This is a genomic window from Citrobacter sp. Ce119, from assembly GCF_030334525.1.
Lineage (GTDB): Bacteria > Pseudomonadota > Gammaproteobacteria > Enterobacterales > Enterobacteriaceae > Citrobacter > Citrobacter europaeus.
Genome location: NZ_JAOWDR010000059.1, coordinates 489338 through 507222 on the forward strand (window position 1 = coordinate 489338; position 17885 = coordinate 507222).

At 51.1% G+C, this 17885-nt stretch carries 15 protein-coding genes; 6 read left to right on the plus strand and 9 right to left on the minus strand.

Features of this window, described 5'->3' with window-relative positions:
- Nucleotides 1-30: 30 nt before the first annotated feature.
- From rclC to rclA, 3 genes are all read right to left on the minus strand, one after another.
- Nucleotides 31-591: a reactive chlorine resistance membrane protein RclC gene (rclC, locus tag OGV80_RS19320; protein ID WP_043015506.1), complete on the minus strand. Its 561-nt coding sequence runs from the start codon at nt 589-591 to the stop codon at nt 31-33.
- Between the two features lie 11 nt (nt 592-602).
- Nucleotides 603-833, minus strand: a complete 231-nt coding sequence (gene rclB / locus OGV80_RS19325) for a reactive chlorine resistance periplasmic protein RclB (protein WP_047413558.1) — start codon at nt 831-833, stop codon at nt 603-605.
- Between the two features lie 168 nt (nt 834-1001).
- The gene (gene rclA / locus OGV80_RS19330; RefSeq protein WP_087053051.1) at nt 1002-2327 is read right to left on the minus strand and encodes a reactive chlorine resistance oxidoreductase RclA; all 1326 of its coding nucleotides are present in this window, start codon (nt 2325-2327) and stop codon (nt 1002-1004) included.
- Nucleotides 2328-2564: 237 nt separating this feature from the next.
- On the opposite strand from rclA, the gene rclR reads away from it, so the two are divergent.
- Nucleotides 2565-3419 (plus strand): reactive chlorine-specific transcriptional regulator RclR, encoded by an 855-nt coding sequence (rclR, locus tag OGV80_RS19335; RefSeq protein WP_043015504.1) that lies wholly within the window; start codon nt 2565-2567, stop codon nt 3417-3419.
- Between the two features lie 51 nt (nt 3420-3470).
- Here the strand turns inward: rclR and OGV80_RS19340 are convergent, their stop codons facing one another.
- The 4 genes from OGV80_RS19340 to OGV80_RS19355 all read right to left on the minus strand — a co-directional run bounded on the left by OGV80_RS19340 (nt 3471) and on the right by OGV80_RS19355 (nt 9757).
- Nucleotides 3471-6614: a CusA/CzcA family heavy metal efflux RND transporter gene (locus OGV80_RS19340; protein ID WP_043015503.1), complete on the minus strand. Its 3144-nt coding sequence runs from the start codon at nt 6612-6614 to the stop codon at nt 3471-3473.
- 11 nt (nt 6615-6625) lie between these two features.
- A complete protein-coding gene (locus OGV80_RS19345; RefSeq protein WP_087053053.1) occupies nt 6626-7918 on the minus strand; it encodes an efflux RND transporter periplasmic adaptor subunit in 1293 nt (430 codons plus the stop codon).
- A gap of 76 nt (nt 7919-7994) precedes the next feature.
- Nucleotides 7995-8342: a cation efflux system protein CusF gene (cusF, locus tag OGV80_RS19350; protein WP_043015501.1), complete on the minus strand. Its 348-nt coding sequence runs from the start codon at nt 8340-8342 to the stop codon at nt 7995-7997.
- A gap of 32 nt (nt 8343-8374) precedes the next feature.
- Nucleotides 8375-9757, minus strand: a complete 1383-nt coding sequence (locus OGV80_RS19355) for an efflux transporter outer membrane subunit (protein ID WP_087053054.1) — start codon at nt 9755-9757, stop codon at nt 8375-8377.
- 195 nt (nt 9758-9952) lie between these two features.
- Between OGV80_RS19355 and cusR the strand changes: the two genes are divergently transcribed.
- The 4 genes from cusR to OGV80_RS19375 all read left to right on the plus strand — a co-directional run bounded on the left by cusR (nt 9953) and on the right by OGV80_RS19375 (nt 13297).
- Nucleotides 9953-10636 (plus strand): copper response regulator transcription factor CusR, encoded by a 684-nt coding sequence (gene cusR, locus OGV80_RS19360; protein WP_047412857.1) that lies wholly within the window; start codon nt 9953-9955, stop codon nt 10634-10636.
- Nucleotides 10626-12077 carry a Cu(+)/Ag(+) sensor histidine kinase gene (locus OGV80_RS19365; protein WP_087051605.1) on the plus strand — a complete coding sequence of 484 codons (1452 nt, stop codon included), beginning with the start codon at nt 10626-10628 and terminating at the stop codon, nt 12075-12077. Before cusR ends, OGV80_RS19365 begins: the two co-directional genes overlap by 11 nt.
- A gap of 123 nt (nt 12078-12200) precedes the next feature.
- Nucleotides 12201-12410, plus strand: coding sequence for a PcoE/SilE family metal-binding protein (locus tag OGV80_RS19370; protein ID WP_047412863.1), 210 nt, complete (start codon nt 12201-12203; stop codon nt 12408-12410).
- A gap of 83 nt (nt 12411-12493) precedes the next feature.
- On the plus strand, nt 12494-13297 hold the full coding sequence (locus tag OGV80_RS19375) for an MBL fold metallo-hydrolase (RefSeq protein WP_080625589.1): 804 nt from the start codon (nt 12494-12496) through the stop codon (nt 13295-13297).
- Nucleotides 13298-13365: 68 nt separating this feature from the next.
- Here the strand turns inward: OGV80_RS19375 and OGV80_RS19380 are convergent, their stop codons facing one another.
- Together OGV80_RS19380 and OGV80_RS19385 are read right to left on the minus strand one after the other, a co-directional pair.
- Nucleotides 13366-15810, minus strand: coding sequence for a trimethylamine-N-oxide reductase 2 (locus OGV80_RS19380; protein WP_043015495.1), 2445 nt, complete (start codon nt 15808-15810; stop codon nt 13366-13368).
- Nucleotides 15811-15830: 20 nt separating this feature from the next.
- Complete coding sequence (locus OGV80_RS19385; protein ID WP_043015494.1) at nt 15831-16925, minus strand: NapC/NirT family cytochrome c; 1095 nt, start codon at nt 16923-16925, stop codon at nt 15831-15833.
- Nucleotides 16926-17453: 528 nt separating this feature from the next.
- Between OGV80_RS19385 and uspF the strand changes: the two genes are divergently transcribed.
- Nucleotides 17454-17882, plus strand: coding sequence for a universal stress protein UspF (gene uspF / locus OGV80_RS19390; protein ID WP_003021923.1), 429 nt, complete (start codon nt 17454-17456; stop codon nt 17880-17882).
- The last annotated feature ends 3 nt before the right edge of the window (nt 17883-17885 follow it).

Genomic DNA, 17885 nt, shown 5'->3' on the forward strand with positions numbered 1-17885 from the left:
CTATCTTACAGAGGGTACAACGTTAAAAATTCAATATCGCTGCTTAATTATTGAACGGGATGAGTCTGCGATGATCATCACTGCTCCCGCCAACATTAACGTATCTTTTAACACCAACCGCCCGGCGCCTGACAAGTATGGAAATCCGTGGTGTAAATCACCCAGCGGCATTACCCATGCTTCAGGCGTGGTTATTAAAAATGATAAGGTTACAATTGGTGTAGCAAATGCCAGAACGCCGCCAATTAATCCCAACCAACGGCTAACAGGATTAGCCAGCACCAGCAAAGCGATAAGCACCTCGACTACGCCCAGACCATTGGAAAACGTATACGTATTATTCGCAGTCTGCCACTCACGTTCCTGCGGCTTAAACTCACCTTCGTGGGTTAAATGCTGCTTATACTCTTCTGGATGTTCATAAAAAAATGACATTACCGGGCTATTGGCGACAAACGGCGTAATGCTGTCGGCCTCGTAAGGTACAAACTTTAATAAGCCAATCCAGATAAAAACAATTGCAATGCTCAGGCGAATTAGGGTTAATCCAATTCTATCGCCCTTACTGAGTAAATGCAGATATTTTTCCATTCAGACTCTCCTCACTTGTACAAAATTGCCGTTGCGTGAGTACTGCTATCAATGCGCATTGAGGTTATTTTCCAGGAAGTTGCATTATTTTCCTGAGCCAGTTTCGCAATAGCATCCTCTATCACGGAAGGTGAATCCGCTATGCCAGACACGCTAACGTGGGCAACCTCGGTTTGCGCCAATGCGGAAAATGTCACCGGCGCAGTCAATAACGCGGTCATTAGTAAGATACTTTTAAACATGTTCATGTGTATTTCCATTAACCAGTAGTTTCAGTAGCAATATAATAAAATACGTCGACTTATTTCATTTCATCCATCACGCCAGAATAACTGTCAATTAGTATCCAGCCGATAAATAGATAAAAAAAGCCCCACACGGGCGGGGCAAACATGCAGACTACGCTTTTATTATTTAACGAGAGAAAAGAGATCGTTCAGTGATTCACTCATGCTCGGATGCGTAAATATTTGATCGCGCAATGTGGTATACGGTAAACCCGCGTCCATTACGGTTTTAATGATATTAATCATCTCATGAGAATCCACGCACAGCAGCGATACGCCTAATATTTGTTTCGTTTCGCTATCCACCACCGCTTTAAGGACACCACGCGTATCATCCATCACCCGTGCACGCGGGATAGCCGCAACAGGTAGTGTAACTACCTGCATCGCCGCGCCGCTGGCGCGAGCCTGTTCTTCGGTCATCCCCACGCGGGAAAGCGGTGGCGTCATAAAGACGGAATACGGTACGTTTTGGCGATCGCCGGTATGACGTAATCCCTCGCCTAACAGGTTGTCACGCACAATGCGAAAATCATCCAGCGAGATATAGGTAAATTGTAATCCCCCCGTGACATCGCCCATTGCCCAAATATTGTCTGCCGAGGTACGCAGGTATTTATTCACAATAATGGCGCCACGGTCATTTACATCCACACCCGCGTTCTGCAACTGTAGATTTTCAGTTGCAGGTTTGCGACCCGATGCCACCAGCAGCGCATCCACTGTGTGTGCGCCTTCCGGCATTTGCAGCCGTACCTCGCCGTCCTCGGATGAAACCGCCTGAACCCTGGCATTGAGGATAATCTCAACCCCTTTGTCGCATAGAATATTAGCGATAGCGTCAGCAATATCCCGATCTTCGCGGGGTAAAAACTGCGGGGCCGCTTCATAAATAGTGACCTTACTGCCGAAGTTGGCAAACATCGATGCGAATTCAACGCCAATATAACCGCCGCCCAAAATACCTAAACGCTCAGGACGTTGCGTCAAATTCAACAGACCAGTGCTGTCAAACACACCCGGTGTAGTCGTTAATCCTTCTACGTCCGGAATCGTTGACTGCGCGCCGGTATTAATAAAGATCTTCTCACCGCTTAGCTCAATCGCGTCGGTTGACTGCATGACCCGCACGGTATGGTTATCAACGAATTCGGCCCGCCCTTCAATCACATCCACGTTTTCCAGATCGGCAAGATTATGGAAGTTTTTATCACGCAAAAAGCTGACAACGGAGGCCTTGCGCTGCATGGCCGCAGCAAAGTCATGCTGAAGTTCAGCATCATGTACCATGGTTTTGGTTGGAATGCAGCCGATATTGATGCATGTCCCACCATACATGGTGTTTGACTGTTCAATAATCGCCACACGCCAGCCCGTTTTCGCCAGGGTAGCCGCCAGCGTTTTCCCTGCTTTGCCAAATCCGATAATAATCGCCTGATACTGATTCATGCTGTCTCTCCGCCAGGTCACTGTTCGTTTGATGAACTGAAGTATAGGTTGAACCCTGACAAAACAACGTATCCATAACGCGCGATTAACTGTCAAATCGTCTAAATCATCATTAAAGATGACTAACGTTTATAGAATGAAAAAACACACTAACACTTTGAAGGTATTAAAATAATAACTAATTAAAGAGATAATGCCGTTTCAACAAACAATAAATAAAACTGTTCAGGAGTCTTCATGGATACCCTTAGCCGATTACTGATGCTTAACGACCCGCAAGGCTCGATCGACAAGAACTGTCTACTGAGCAGAGACTGGCAGTTGCCACACGCGGCGGGAGAGTTGTCCGTTATCCGCTGGCATACGGTCACTCAGGGAGCCGTCCTACTGGAGATGCCCGACGGGACATCATTCACCCTGCGGCCAGGCACTCTTGTTATCCTGCCGCAAAACTCCGCGCACCGGTTGTGCCAGTCCGGCGATGAACAAACGCATATCGTATGCGGTAGCCTGCGACTGCATGCTTCCTCTCGTTACTTTTTAACTGCGCTGCCGGAAGTTCTGGTTCTGGCGCCTGATGAAAACAGCCCCGTCAGCCACTGGCTCAAGGCTATGATCGCACTGATGCAACAGGAATCCATGAGTGCGCTGCCGGGCTCCAGTGTAGTATGTAGCCAACAATGCGCCACACTGTTCACACTCGCCGTTCGCGAGTGGCTAACCCAAGCGACGCCCGCACAGAACGTGTTGAATTTATTGCTGCATCCCAAACTGGGGGCCGTGGTATTCCTGATGCTGGAGTCACCGGCTTTTGCCTGGACCGTTGAAGAGCTGGCAAAACGGGCACATATGTCGCGGGCCAGCTTCGCACAGCTATTCCGTGAAGTGTCAAATTCCACACCGCTGGCGGTGTTAACCACCTTACGTCTGCAATTCGCCGCCCAGATGTTGTCACGCGGGTCGCAGCCTTTGATTGTCGTCGCCGAGTCGGTAGGCTACGCCAGCGAATCGTCGTTCCATAAAGTCTTTTTACGGGAATTTGGCTGCACGCCGGGCGAGTACCGCAAACGCGTGAAAGCCCTGGAAGCATAAAGCTACGCCTGCTTCGGCGACCAAACCGACGCAGGCGAGCGCTTCAGAGCATTACTTTTGGCTGCGATGCCTGTGCAGCCACATCAGCTTATAAGCTGCCGGGATAATGAACAGCGACAGCAATGGCGCAGTAATCATACCGCCAATCATCGGTGCGGCTATACGGCTCATGACTTCTGAGCCTGCCCCCGTCCCCCACAAGATGGGTAGCAAACCCGCGATAATTACCGCCACGGTCATCGCTTTCGGACGCACACGCAGCACCGCGCCGTGATACAACGCCTCATCCAGCTTATCAGCGGTAAAGGTTTGCGGATTTTCCAGTGCAGGTTCAGCTTCAATGGCGTGACGCAGATACATCAGCATCACCACGCCAAATTCTGCGGCAACGCCGGCGAGCGCAATAAACCCGGTTCCGGTTGCAACCGACATATGAAACCCCATCCAGTAGAGAAACCAGATGCCGCCCACCAGCGCAAAGGGGACGCTGGTGATAATCAGCAGCGCCTCGCCAAAGCGACGGAAAGCCAGATAAAGCAGAACGAAGATAATCATCAGCGTCATCGGCACCATCAGTTTGAGCTTATGGCTGGCGCGTTCAAGCAGCTCGAACTGCCCGGAAAAAGCCACGCTGGTCCCCGGTTTTAACTGTACGTTTTCAGCAATAGCCTTTTTCAGATCGTTCACCACCGAAACCATGTCACGGTCGCGGGCGTCGATATAAATCCAGCTGGTTGGTCGCGCATCTTCAGTTTTTAACATTGACGGACCAGAAACTACCGTCACATCTGCAACATCTGCCAGCGTAATTTGCTGCTTCATGGGCGTCAGAATCGGCAGATTACGCAGCGCTTCTGGGCTATCGCGATAGCTCTGCGCATAGCGCAGGTTGATAGGATAACGTGCAATCCCTTCCACCGTTTCGCCCACCATCGCGCCCCCCACCGCTGAGGTGACAAACAGCTGCACTGCGCCTACGGTCATGCCATAACGCGCTGCTTTCTCCCGATTGATGTCTACGTTGATATAGCGCCCTCCCACCAGACGCTCAGCCAGCGCCGAAGAGACGCCCGGTACGGTTCTGGCCACCTCTTCGATTTGTTCCGCCGTGGCGTCGATATCAGTCAGAACGTTACCTGACACCTTAATGCCAATTGGGCTTTTGATACCGGTAGAGAGCATGTCGATACGGTTACGGATAGGCGGAACCCACAGGTTCGCCAACCCCGGCAAGCGCACGGTTTTGTCCAGCTCGGCGATGATTTTGTCCATCGTCATTCCCGGACGCCACTGATCCTGCGGCTTCAGTTGGATTGTCGTTTCAACCATTTCCAGCGGCGCGGAATCCGTTGCGGTTTCCGCCTTACCGGTTTTACCAAACACGCGTGCGACTTCCGGAACGGTCATGATCAGCTTATCGGTTTTTTGCAGCATATCCGCCGCCTGCGCCGCCGAAATTCCTGGCAAGGTTGAAGGCATATACAGTAAATCGCCTTCGTTAATCTGCGGCAGGAATTCCCCACCAACTTTATTCAGCGGGTAGATCACCGTCAGTATTGAAAGCACCGCAACCAGGAGGGTAGTTTTAGGCCAGTGCAGCACCTTCAACAGCAGCGGATGGTAAATACGGATCAGGAAGCGGTTTAGCGGGTTGCTGCTTTCCGCCGGAATCTTGCCACGGATCCAGAATCCCATCAGGATTGGAATTACCACAATGGCCAGAAACGCCGCGCCTGCCATGGCATATGTTTTGGTGAACGCCAGCGGGCCAAACAGTCGCCCCTCTTGCCCCTCAAGCGTGAAAATAGGGATAAATGACAGGGTGATAATCAGCAGGCTGATGAACAACGCCGGGCCGACTTCTACCGAGGCGTCGGTAATGACCTTCCAGCGCGTTGCGTTATCCAGTTTTTCATCCGGATGCTGATGCCCCCACTCTTCCAGCCGCTTATGGGCGTTTTCAATCATCACGATCGCGGCATCGACCATCGCCCCGACGGCAATGGCGATTCCCCCAAGCGACATGATATTGGCGTTCAGTCCCTGGAAATGCATCACAATAAACGCGATACACAACCCCAGCGGCAGGGAAATAATCGCCACCAGCGCCGAACGCAAATGCCACAGAAACAGAGCGCACACCAGTGCAACAACGATAAACTCTTCCAGCAGCTTATAGCTCAGGTTATCAATGGCGCGATCGATGAGCTGACTGCGATCGTATGTTGTAACTACCTCCACGCCTTCCGGCAGGCTACTTTTTAACGTGTCGAGTTTGGCTTTAACAGCGGAGATAACTTCACGCGCATTTTTACCGGAACGCAGGATAACCACCCCGCCCGCCACTTCGCCTTCACCATTGAGCTCGGCGATCCCACGGCGCATTTCCGGCCCAATCTGCACGCGCGCGACATCGTGCAGGTAAACAGGCACACCGTCGGCCCCTGTTTTCAGGACGATGTTATTGAAATCATCAAGCGTTTGCAGATAGCCACTGGCGCGAACCATGTATTCCGCTTCAGCCATCTCAACTGACGAACCGCCCGCTTCCTGATTCGACGTGTCCAGCGCAGATTTCACCTCCGCCAGGCTAATGCCATATTGCGTGAGCTTCATCGGGTCGATAACGACCTGGTACTGTTTAACCACGCCGCCTACCGAGGCTACTTCAGCCACGTTCGGAATCGTTTTTAACTCATACTTTAAAAACCAGTCCTGCAGAGAACGTAATTCCGCCAGGTCATGTTTCCCGCTGCGATCGACCAGCGCGTATTCAAAAATCCAGCCGACGCCCGTGGCGTCCGGCCCCATTTCCGCGCTAACGCCTGCCGGTAATTTGCCCTGAACCTGGTTGAGATACTCCAGCACGCGCGAGCGCGCCCAGTAAGGATCGGTGCCATCCTCGAAAATGACGTATACATAGGAATCGCCAAACTGCGAGAAGCCGCGCACCGTCTTCGCGCCCGGAACTGACAGCATGGTGGTGGTTAACGGGTAGGTCACCTGATTCTCAACGATTTGCGGCGCCTGCCCCGGATAACTGGTTTTGACGATCACCTGAACATCAGAGAGATCGGGCAGCGCATCAACCGGGGTATTGATGATGGTCCAGGTTCCCCAGATACTGAGAAACAGCGCCCCCATCATTACCAGAAAACGGTTTGCTACTGAGCGGCGGATAATCCATTCAATCATTTATCATATCCTCAGTGTGAATGGGCCGCCGGGGCTGGGCTAGCGACTGCGTCTTGTGCACCGCTATTCTGGGCGCGCATACGATCCAGCGCGCCGGAGATATTCGCCTCGGAGTCGATCAGGAACAGACCGCTGGACACCACTTTTTCACCTTCGCTCAGGCCGGAGCGAATAGCCGTTAGTCCCTGTGATTCATGGAATACCGAAACCTGCTTCGGCACAAATCGACCTTCATGATCAACGGTAATCACCCGCTGTTCGGTACCCGTATCAATTAACGCTTTAGACGGGATCAGCAACATCGGCTTACTTTGCGTTTTCAGTTGCAGGTAGGCATTCATCCCCGGTTTGAGCGCCTCGTCGCGGTTTTCGACCTGCAAACGGATCTGCAACGTCCGCGTGGTGGCATCGACGCTGGGTAAGATATTCCATTTGCTGATGGTGAAAGTCTTGTCCGGCCAGGCTGGCACAGTGATGCTAAATTGCGAGGCGTCTTTAATCAGCCAGGCAATAGATTCCGGGACCGACGCGCTGACCCATACTGGGTCCATGCCCTGAATTTTCGCGACCACATTGTCTTTGGAAATGTTCATACCGGTACGCAAATCGAATGCAGTGATCACCCCATCAATGGGGGCTTTCAGGGTGAAGCGGGTTTGAATTTTACGCGTCGATTTTAAGCGCTGAATATCCGCTTCAGGCATACCGGCCAGGCGTAACCTCTCCAGAATGCCTTCCACCTGTGTCGCGCTACCGCCGGTCTCACGCAGCAATAAATATTCGCTCTGCGCCTCAACCCAGTCGGGAATCGTCAGGTCGATAAGCGGCGCGCCTTGCTTAATTTTGTCGCCCACGGTTAGCGGGTAAACCTTTTCGATAAAGCCTGCGGAGCGTGCCTGGACAATAACGAACTGGTATTCGTTATAGCTAACGTTAGCCGGGAAAGTTTGCGCGTAGTGCAGCGGCCCACGGCGCACAGGTTCTGTTTTTAGCCCCAAATTCTGGGTCTGGGTGGGATCGATTCGTACGCCAGGCGCTGACGCGCTCGCGGTCTCTTCATCGGCATATTTCGGGATAAGATCCATATCCATAAATGGCGATTTACCCGGCTTATCAAAGCGCGTGTTCGGGTACATGGGGTCGTACCAAAACAAAACTTTTCTGTCTTCTTTTGGCGCAGCCTGCCCGGTTTCAGCCGTTGCTTGTGCGGATGAATAATAAGTATAAATACCGACAGAAATAACCCCACCGGCAATCATGCCTGCGAGAATAAGCGCGGTAGTTTTAATATTTAAAGACGCCATAGTGATTTCCATTGCGCGATAGTCTCACCCGCATTGCGAAGAATCCGGGTAAGAATAAAAGAGACCAGCGAGAACGTTATTTACTGATGTGAATATCACGTAATACAGAGAGATTTCCCTGCTGAACAAACGTAAATGCAACCTTATCGCCGGGTTTAATATCATCAGCCTTCGTGTCGGCAACCAGCGTAAAACGCATCGTCATGGCTGGCCAGTTCACCGCAGGAATAGGGTCATGCTTAATCGTGATTTTTTTACTGTCCCTATCAACAGCTTCAATCACTCCCGTGGCGCTAATGAGTTGTTCCTGTTGAGCCGCTGGCTGCATATCCATCATTTCGCCATGCTGATGCTCATTGGCCTGAGCGTTAAACATGACCAGAGAAAAAAGGCTAAACAGCACGGCTTTGGCGGTAATATTCATAATTGATGCTCCTGAAAAGTTAATATTAAGGATTACTCCACCCAACCGCCGCCTAAGGCAGCAAACAGCTTAATTTCATTAACCTGCTGGGCGTAATTAAGATCGAGCAGTGATTGCTGCGTGGCGAATAAGGAACGTTCGGCATCCAGAACTTCGATATAGCTAACCGCGCCATTTTGATAAAGCGCTCTGGCGCGCTGTAAGGTGATTTGCAATGAGGTCAGATAACGCTGCTGACCGCGAATTTGATCGGCAATGCTTTGGCGCAATACCAGCGCATCCGCCACCTCTTTAAAGGCGTTCTGAATTTTTTGTTCGTAATTCACCACCGACTGCTGCTGGCGTATTTCGGCGAGGTCGAGATTCGACTGATTACGTCCGGCATTGAAAATTGGAATATCTATTTTGGGAACAAAATTCCACATTCCGCTGGCGGCATTAAATAAGCTGGAGAGATCGCTGCTGTTACTGGAAACTGAACTGGTCAGGGTAATCGACGGGAAAAATGCCGCCCGCGCGGCGCCGATATTGGCATTCGCCGCCATTAATCCGTGCTCAGCTTCCAAAATATCCGGGCGCTGCAACAGTATTTGCGATGACAACGATGGCGGCAGCGTTACCGGTTTAATATCCCCGCCGCTGCGCATCTGGTCGTTGGGTAATTTCCCGTACGTACCCAGCAACAGCTGCAGCGCATTGTTCGCTTGCGCCAGTTCACCTTTACGCTTCGCGATTTCGCTGCGCGTGCTTTCAATTACGCCGCGCGCCTGTTCCAGCGCCAGTACGTTGGTGCTGCCGGTCAGCAACTGTTTCTCCACAAAAGCGTATGAGCGCTGATAGTTTTGCAACGTTTCTTCGGCAATTTGCAATTGCGCATAAGCCAGACGCTGATTGAAGTAACTTTGTGACACGCTGGAGATTAATGAGATATGCACCGCCCGACGCGCCTCTTCGCTGGCAAAGAAGTTCTGTCGCTCGGCTTCACTCATATTCTTCAGCCTGCCAAAGAAATCGAGATCAAAACTGAGATTCAGCCCGGCTTCGAATTCGCGGTTGGTGCTGCTATCGCCTTTTAATTTACCGCTGTAGGTGCCGCTGGAGCCTGCCGTGAGTTGCGGATAGCGGTCAGCGTCGGTGACGCCATATTGCGCTCTCGCTTCCTGAACTTTCAGCACGGCCATACGTAAATCGCGGTTATTAATCAGCGCCTCGCCGATCAGCGCCTTTACCTGGGGGTCAACGAAGAAAGTCCGCCAGCCCGTATCCTGATATCCCATCGGCGCAGAAACCAACGCATTCTGGCTTAAGGAGAATTGCTGCGGCACCGGCAATGCCGGACGCTGATAGTCCGGCGCCAATGAACAACCGGCGAGAACGAATACAGCGCTGAGGGTAAGAAGCTTAAATTTGCTCATAGTTCTTCTCGTCCTGACCGGACTGATGACCCTAAAATGTGTAGGAATTTATAGTGTTGTACTTTAACCAACTGACTCTGTTTAACCGGTGACAGGAAAATGACAAAACTGTCATTTTCCCAATAACCGATTGCTATCCGATCCCGCTTCCCTAGAATTGAAAGTCCGCACAACCAGTGCGAGAAGGAGAATGCGATGAAGGTCTTGATAGTCGAAGATGAGAAAAAAACCGGTGAATACCTGACGAAAGGCCTGACGGAAGCGGGTTTTGTCGTGGATTTAGCGGATAACGGCCTGAACGGGTATCACCTGGCGATGACCAGTGATTACGACCTGCTCATACTCGACATCATGCTGCCGGATGTAAACGGCTGGGATATCGTGCGGATGCTGCGATCCGCTAACAAAGGGATGCCAATTCTTCTTCTCACCGCGCTGGGCACCATTGAACATCGGGTTAAAGGTCTGGAATTAGGCGCGGATGACTACCTGGTCAAACCGTTCGCCTTCGCCGAGCTGCTGGCACGGGTCAGAACGCTGCTACGCCGGGGTGCGGCGGTGATTGTCGAGAGCCAGTTTCAGGTCGCGGATTTAATGGTCGATCTGGTCAGCAGAAAAGTCACCCGCAGCGGTACGCGCATCACCCTGACCAGCAAAGAGTTTACGTTGCTTGAGTTTTTCCTGCGCCATCAGGGGGAAGTTTTACCCCGCTCGCTGATCGCGTCTCAGGTCTGGGATATGAATTTTGACAGCGATACCAATGCTATCGACGTGGCCGTGAAACGTCTGCGCGCCAAAATCGATAACGACTTTGAGCCGAAACTGATCCAGACCGTGCGCGGCGTGGGATATATGCTTGAGGTTCCTGATGGCCAGTAAACGATGGCGACGCCCTTTTTCGCTGGCGACACGGCTGACATTTTTTATCAGTCTGGCGACGATCGCGTCATTTTTCGCCTTTGCCTGGATAATGATCCACTCTGTAAAGGTCCATTTCGCCGAGCAGGACATCAATGATCTACAAGAGATCAGCGCCACGCTGGAGCGGATTATTAACCAACCTAACGAGCCAGAATCACGCCGTCTGGAAACGCTAAAAAACGTGGTAGCGGGTTACTCGAACGTCATTATTTCTCTGGAAGATAGTAATCAGAAAGCCATTTTTCATTCGCCCAATGCACCCGATCTCCGGCAATTTATTTCCAGTGCAAGGCCGGATAAAAATGCCCATGCCAGCGATGTTTTTATTATCTCCGGCCCAACGCTACAAACGCCCAGACATGTCCACGGGCAGAAAACGTCGTCTAACTGGCGAATGATTCGCCTGCCTGTAGGACAGCTTACCGATGGAAAACCGGCATATACGCTGTATCTGGCATTATCGATCGATTTTCATCTGCACTATATTAACGACCTGAAAAACAAACTGATTATGACGGCATCACTGATTAGCATGATGATTGTTTTTATCGTGCTGTTCGCTGTCTATAAAGGCCATGAACCGATCCGTAACGTCAGTCGCCGCATCCAAAATATCACCTCAAAAGATTTGGATGTACGCCTCGATCCGCAAGCTGTTCCTATTGAGCTGGAACAGCTGGTAAGTTCGTTTAATCACATGATCGAGCGCATTGAGGACGTATTTAAACGTCAGTCGAACTTCTCGGCAGATATTGCCCATGAGATCCGCACGCCAATAACTAACCTCGTCACGCAAACGGAAATTGCGCTCAGCCAGACCCGCAGCCAAAAAGAGCTGGAAGATGTGCTGTATTCCAATCTCGAAGAGTTTAGTCGTATGTCGAAAATGGTCAGCGACATGCTGTTTCTGGCGCAGGCGGACAACAATCAGCTCATCCCGGAAAAGACAGCGCTTAATCTGGCTGATGAGGTAGGTAAAGTGTTCGACTTCTTCGAGGCCTGGGCAGAAGAGCGCGAGGTTGGCTTACGTTTTGAAGGACGCGCGTGCTGGGTTTCGGGCGATCCGTTAATGCTACGCCGGGCGGTGAGCAATCTTCTATCAAATGCTATGCGCTATACGCCAAAAGGCGAGTCGGTAACCGTACGGGTGAAAGAGGCGGACAGTCAGGTGCAGATAATCGTGGAAAATCCTGGCCCCCCCATTCCCCCACAGCATCTCCCCCGGCTCTTTGACCGATTTTATCGGGTAGACCCTTCGCGACAGCGCAAAGGCGAAGGCAGCGGTATTGGCCTGGCGATAGTGAAATCAATCGTCATCGCCCATCAGGGAAAAGTCTCGGTTTCATCCGATCAGCTTGCTACCCGATTTATTCTGACGCTGCCCAAGCACGCGAAATAATTACGGGTGATGACAGATATATGTCATCACCTGTTGTCTGACACAACCGTCATAATTCAGTCACGCCGCTGACCGACCTCGCCAATTATAATTTCTTCCGTAAACCCATACAGGAGAAATATGATGAATAAGATGTCCTCTTTTTTAGCTATCGCGTTTTTTATTTCAGCTGGCGTTAATGCGGCAGAGACGTCACCCCATGCACAATCATTTTCACAAATGAATGAACATGAAAAGGCAATGGTAGTACATCAGTCGACAAATAATGCTCATTCCTATGCCCATGAGCAGCAGGCGGAAAAACACCGTGCGCAGGCAAGCTCTACACGATAACGGATAACGCCAAAGGGCGCTGCGATCACAGCGCTCTCAAAAACCATGCATTACAGTATGCCGTTTGAATTCTGGAGACAGGTATGGCTTTAACCCTCACGGTATTGCTTGAAAACCGGCGTGCGGCGGGCGCGGATAAATCATTACGGGCAAAGCCTGGGTTAAGTCTGTTAGTTCAGGATGAAACCACCAGCATACTGTTTGATACCGGGCCGGACGACAGCTACATACTTAACGCCGCACAAATGGGCGTAGACCTGACGCAATTGACCGCCGTGGTACTGTCGCACGGTCATTACGATCACTGCGGCGGCGTGCCGTGGCTTGCGGATAACAGCCGTATCATTTGCCATCCCCAAATAGCCTGCGAGCGGTACGCTTCAATAACCCTGGCAGGAACGACAAGGAAAATAAAAAAACTCTCGCGTGATAACGACTACTCTCGGCTCATCATGGAATACACCCGCGAGCCGCTGACTATCAGCGAGCGCTTTTTGTGGTCCGGGGAAATCAGTGTCCCCACTCCGCAGGCCTATGGTGTTATTAGTAAGGAGACGCCCCAACCGGATTACATCAGCGATGAAGGCGTATTGATATATAAATCGGAGCGCGGGTTAGTCATCATTACCGGATGCGGGCATCGGGGAATAGAGAATATCGTACGCCATTGCCAGAACATTACCGGCATTAATCAAATTTACGCCCTCGTCGGTGGATTTCATTTACGTGCCGCCTCCCCCGCTAAGCTATGGCGAACCCGACAATTTATTAAGCAACAGCAACCCGAAAAACTACTCGGCTGTCATTGCACCGGTTCGTGGGGGCGATTATGGCTACCGGGAACTGACGCCCCGGCAACGGGAGATGTAATTGTGCTGGCAGAGTAACGACAGTAAACATGGCCAAAACAGCAATAAAAAACGGGAACCTCGCGGCTCCCGTTTATCAGCCTTCGTTACATAGTGACAATGGCTGGCTCATCAAAGACGGTGAGTTTTGGCGCTTCACCGGTGAATTTTTCTGCGTATACCAGGCTGGTATTCCCCGCACAGCCATTCGCCAGCCTTGAAGTCGGGATATCTGCCGTCAGTACGTTCGCGCCGCCATTTTTACAGATACCGTTTTCAATATCCGGCCATGCACCTTCATGGATACAGATAATTCCCGGTTTAATGCCGTCACTAACGTGCGCCCCCACCAGCACCTGCCCACGCGCATTCCATACGCGGACCAGATCGCCTTCGGCAATCCCTCTGGCTTTCGCGTCATCCGGGTGAATGGTGACCGGCTCGCGATTGGCAATAGCGTACTCTTTGCGCAGCGACGCGTAGTTCAGCTGGCTATGCAGACGATGCGCCGGGTGCGCAGTCAGCAGTTGCAGTTGATCTTTATCCGCAGTTCCTTTCCATTCATCGGGTTCAATCCATGACGCATGCGGCGGACAATCTTTATATTGATAGCCTTCAATCGTTTTCGAGTAGATTTCTATCTTACCGCTCGGCGTTCCCAGCGCATTCATCACCGGATCGCTGCGGAAATCCGCGTAGCGCACATATTTGTTATTCTTTTCATTCTCACGCATTTCGATCAGTTTATTCTGCTGCCAGAACGCGTTGAACTGAGGCATAGCGACACGTTGGGCGCGGGCGGCTTTTTGCGCGGCATCATAGAACTGCTTCAGCCACGCCATTTCGTCTTTGCCTTCGGTGTAGACCGCCTTACCTCCCGGCTTGAGCATCTCAGCCAGATCGGCAAATACGTCAAAATCGCTGCGGGATTCAAACTGCGGCGCGATGACCTGCTTCATCGGCACCAGGTGTTGGTTACTGTAATCACCGGTCATGGTCAGATCGTTACGCTCAAACGAGGTGGTGATCGGCAGGACTATATCAGCGTGTTTAGCCGCTGCGGTCCAGTAGCACTCAGAGATGACAACCAGTTCAGGCTTCTGCCAGGCTGTAATTAAGCGGTTAGTATCCTGATGATGGGTAAAGTTAGCACCGCCTGCCCACCAGATCATTTTGATATCCGGGAAGGTTTGCTCTTTACCATTATGCTGATATTTACCGCCTGGGTTTTCCAGCGCTTCAACAATTCGCGCTACCGGCAGGCTGGTTACCGCATCGGAAACCGCCCAGTCGTTACCCGCTGATGACCCCCCCTCAATTTTGGCGGAAATTGCTGGCAATACCCCACCCGTGCGCGTTGGGTTACCGCCGTTGGAATAATGATACGAGAATCCAAAGCCGCCGCCTTCGGTACCAATTTGCCCCAGCATCGCCGCCAGAGTCACCAGCATCCAGTGTTTTTGCTCACCGTATTGCTGGCGCTGAATCCCCCAACCTGCCATGAGCATGGTTTTATTGCTGGAGAAAATTTCCGCCAGTTTTTCCAGTTGCTCAGCAGGCACGCCGCACACGCCGGAAGCCCACTCGGCGGTTTTCTCTATTTTATCGCTCTTGCCGAGCAAGTATTCCTCAAACTGCGGATAACCGGTGGTGTATTTTTCCAGGAAGGCTTTGTCATGGAGATTTTTCTTCACCAGCGTATGGGCGATCCCTAACATCATCGCCACATCGGTCCCCATATGTGGCGCAATCCAGGTGGCATTATCACCAAAGAACTCAATGGTTTCAGAACGCATTGGATCGATGGCGATAACGCTTTTTCCTGATTTTTTCAGCAGATTAAAGTATTCAATCCCCTGTTCATCCGTGCTGCTCCAGGCAATTTTGAGGGTGTTGAGCGGGTTCATCCCCCACAGCACCACGACCTGACTGTGCTCAAGCACCATCGGCCAGGTGGTTTGCTGCTCATAGACTTCAACCGATCCCACGACATAAGGCATGATCACCTGCGCCGCCCCGGTTGAATAATCTCCGGTATGACCGGCGTAGCCACCGGCCATGCTCATATAGCGTTGCAGTAAGGTTTGCGCCTTATGCAGAACGCCGCTGGAGCGCCAGCCATAGGAACCGGCAAATATTGAGGACGGCCCATAGCTGCTACGGATCCGGCTATGCTGCTCATGAATGAGCTTCAGCGCCTGCTCCCAGCTCACCCGCACGAAAGGATCGTTGCCACGTTTACCATCCGCTTTACCCGGGTTTTCCAGATAGCTTTTGCGCACCATCGGATATTTAACGCGGATATTGGTATGAACCTGATCCGGCGCGGTTTGCTGTAACGAGTTCGGCACCGTTTTCGGCAATGCCCCTTTTGAGGAAACCACTTTGCCGTCTTTTACTTCCACGTATACCGCACCCCAACGTGCAGCCGTCAGAATCGCTCCGCCATTTTGGCCTTCGGCCCAGGCTGGCATTGGGATCACCGAAGAAATCGCCATTGTCCCGGTTGCCGCGCCAGCCGTCTTGATAAAGTCACGTCTTGTGAGTTTCATGATTTCTCCTGATTTATCGCTTATTTGTTCATGTCTTTAGCGTTGTACTGGAAGTAACGGCTCAGGATATCCAGTTCGGTTTCACTGATATTGGTGCGAGCGCCCATCCCTTTCGCTACTGAAGGCCAGGCGTTGAGCGTAAAATGATTCGCCGGAATTGGCGCATGGCAGCCCGCGCAATACACATTGTCGAGTTTGCGTGCGTAATCCCACATGGGTTCGCGGCTGGCGAGAGCGGAACCGCTCCATTCACCCTGCAGTACCACATCTCGCCACGCATTGCCGTAATCATCTTTTTTCCAGTCGGAGAGGATTTTCAGCGACTGCTGACCTTTTTCACTCAGGCTGGCAAGAATCAAACGCTGTCCTGCCGCGTAGTAAATGACCTGTTCACTTCCCTGCATCTGGCTCCCGCGAATCTCGACCTGTCGCGTATTGTCCGTTGATTTCAGGACCTGCATTTTTGTTGCAGGGTAAACGGTTCCCAAATCGCCAAGCGCGGTGTTGCTTACGGCATAAAGCTCAGTTGCCGAGGCAGGAGTGGAGGCTGACTGTGCTTCAAGCCCTTTGAGCGCGCTGTCATCCATTTTTACTTCAGGTGGGAAATGGGCGACGCCTTTGTGGCAATCAATACAGGTTTGCTTTTCCGCGATGCCCATTTTGTGCATTTTCTGCGCATCTGCGCTTTGTGCGGCAAGATCCATCGCGTCCATGCTGTGACAGCTACGGCAGGTCGCAGAATCACTCGCCTTGAGCTGTGCCCAGACGGTTTGCGCCATCTCCAGACGGTGTTCTTCAAATTTTTCCGGGGTATCGATTTTTTTGGTTATGAACTGATGATAAACATCTTTTGAGGCCCGCAGTTTAGCCACCAGATAATCCAGGCCGCCTTGCGGGATATGACAATCCGCGCACTCTGCACGAATCCCTTTCTGATTCTGAAAGTGAACCGAACCGGTATATTCCTCATAGGGGGCCTGCATTGTATGGCACGATAAACAGAATTCCGTGCTTGACGTTTTGTGCAGGGTCCATTGCCCTGCCAAAACGATAACAGCCCCAAGAACAATGGACAGCAGCATCGTCCAGAGGATGGTTTTATTTATTTTTCTCATCTTTTATTCCCACAAGACGAATACTCTTTAATGGGTAGACAATAATTACCCTAACGCGGCTACTTATTGATATTCATCAAACACAGAGGAAAATGAGAATCAGCATGCGGGTAAGTTTGAAGGGGTTCGCATAATTAATGAGAACGAAATGTAAATATCAAATTTCGTTTAAAATCAGAATTTTAAACCAAGCATAAGGTTGGATTAACTATTAATTTAATAAACATCAGAATAAAAGTTTGATAAATATTAAAAGCTGCTGAAATTAACCCCTTGGTGACACCCGTTATATAATTAAATATATAATGAAAACACATAAAAAAGAACCCTTTTCTGTTTTTTGATTACACGTATTAATGAAGATATCTGTCTTGCAGTGTTGCTCAGATATACATTTATGAGCAGACTTGCGACACACGCCTTTCATTGACGCGCATTTATGCACGCAACCTTGATCTGGTCACTTATTATACAGAGCCAACTTTCGCTACACTCAGGGTAGAGGTAAACAAACAGGAGGTAGTGAATATGTATCGCTCAATTCTGGTGCCCATTGATATCTCTGAAACCGATTTAACCCGCCATGTTGTTCCCCAGGTCCAGGCGCATGCCAAAACCGCTAAGGTCCACTTTTTAGCCGTTATTCCTACCGTTCCGTTTTATGCCTCGCTGGGGCTGGCCTACTCTACCGAATTTCCGGACAGAAGTGGTCTGCAGGCCAAGGCCAGCGAAAAACTCGAAGAAATTATTAAGCAGTTCAATATTCCTGCTGGCAGGAGTCAGACTCATGTCGTTTATGGCCCGCCGAAGGACCAGATCCTCAAGCTAGCGGAAGCGGTTGACGCCGAGCTTATTGTCATCGCCTCACATAAGCCCGGTTTTAGCACATATCTGCTGGGGTCAACGGCGGCAGCCGTCGTACGCCACGCGAAATGCCCAGTGCTGGTTGTGCGGTGATAG